The organism is Roseitranquillus sediminis (assembly GCF_016918935.1).
In the GTDB taxonomy this organism is placed as follows: domain Bacteria; phylum Pseudomonadota; class Alphaproteobacteria; order Rhodobacterales; family Rhodobacteraceae; genus Roseitranquillus; species Roseitranquillus sediminis.
In genome coordinates this window covers 1-1,704 of record NZ_JAFFOB010000032.1, presented here as the reverse complement: position 1 = coordinate 1,704, position 1,704 = coordinate 1, and the positions used below count along the sequence as shown (strand labels likewise).

Genomic DNA, 1,704 nt, shown 5'->3' with positions numbered 1-1,704 from the left:
CTCATGCCCTGACGAGGCCGAGCTGCTCGAGCTTGAGCAGGACCTGATGGGCGCAGTAGTCGACCTCCTGGCCCTCGGTGTCGAGCCTGAGCTCTGGGTTCTCGGGCACGTCGTAGGGGTCGGAGATGCCGGTGAACTCCTCGATCTTGCCCGCGCGGGCGAGCTTGTAGAGCCCCTTGCGGTCGCGCGCCTCGCAGACCTCGAGCGGGGTCGCGACGTGGATCTCGACGAAGGCGCCGTAGCTCTCGATCTCCTCGCGCACCGCGCGGCGGGTGGCGGCGTAGGGCGCGATGGGCGCGCAGATCGCGATGCCGCCGTTCTTGGTGATCTCGCTCGCCACGAAGCCGATGCGGCGGATGTTGATGTCGCGGTGCGCCTTGGAGAAGCCGAGCTCGGAGGAGAGGTTCTTGCGCACCACGTCGCCGTCGAGCAGCGTCACCGGACGGCCGCCCATCTCCATCAGCTTGACCATCAGCGCGTTGGCGATGGTCGACTTGCCCGAGCCCGAGAAGCCGGTGAAGAACACCGTGAAGCCCTGCCTGTGGCGCGCGGGGCGGGTGCGGCGCAGCTCCGACACCACGGCGGGAAACGAGAACCAGTCGGGGATCTCGAGCCCCTCGGCGAGGCGGCGGCGCAGCTCGGTGCCGGAGATGTCGAGGATGGTGGCGCCTTCCTCGACCTCGTCGCGCGGCTCGTACTGCGCGCGCTCCTGCACGTAGACCATCTGCTTGAAGGGCACCATCTCGACGCCGATCTCGTCCTCGAACTGCCGGAAGAGCTCCTGCGCGTCGTAGGGGCCGTAGAAGTCCTCGCCCTGGCTGTTCTTGCCCGGGCCCGCATGGTCGCGGCCGACGATCATGTGGGTGCAGCCGTGGTTGCGGCGGATCAGCCCGTGCCAGACCGCCTCGCGCGGGCCGCCCATCCGCATGGCGAGGTTGAGAAGGCTCATCGTCGTGGTCGCGTGCGGGTAGTGGTCGAGCACCGCCTCGTAGCAGCGCACGCGGGTGAAGTGGTCGATGTCGCCGGGCTTGGTCATGCCGACGACCGGGTGGATGAGGAGGTTCGCCTGGGTCTCGCGGGCGGCGCGGAAGGTCAGTTCCTGGTGCGCGCGGTGCAGCGGATTGCGGGTCTGGAACGCCACCACCCGGTGCCAGCCGAGCTTGCGGAACCGCGCGCGGAGCTCGTTCGGCGTGTCGCGGCGCGCCTTGAAGTCATAGTGCACCGGGGGCTGGATGCCGGTGACCGGGCCGCCCAGATAGACCGGTCCCGCGGTCTCGTGCAGGTAGCGCACCGCCGGGTGGGCCCGGTCGTCGGCGCCGAACACCCCCTCGGCCTCGTGCGCCTTGTCGGGGCTCCACTTGTCGGTGACCGAGAGAATGGCGAGGATCACGCCCTCGGCGTCGCGCAGCGCGATGTCCTGGCCGGGCTCTATGCCCTCGGCGAACTTCTCGCTCACGTCGAGCGTGACCGGCATCGGCCAGAGCGTGCCGTCGGCGAGGCGCATCCCCTCGACCACCGAGTCGTAGTCCGCCTGTCCGAGAAAGCCCTTCAGCGGGGCGAAGCCGCCGTTCATCAGGAGCTCGAGGTCGCACACCTGCCGCGGCGTCAGGTCCCACGATGGCAGCTCCGCCGCCTCCGCCTTCAGCTTCCGCGCGCTCTCCGACGACACGTAGAGCTCCGGGATCGGCGCGTGGGCTTGCATGG

Annotated in this window: 1 protein-coding gene; it reads right to left on the bottom strand. The window is 69.6% G+C overall.

Annotated features, from left to right (window positions below):
* Position 1: 1 nt before the first annotated feature.
* Positions 2-1,702, bottom strand: coding sequence for a bifunctional sulfate adenylyltransferase/adenylylsulfate kinase (locus tag JM664_RS18460; protein ID WP_227421411.1), 1,701 nt, complete (start codon positions 1,700-1,702; stop codon positions 2-4).
* Positions 1,703-1,704: the final 2 nt, after the last annotated feature.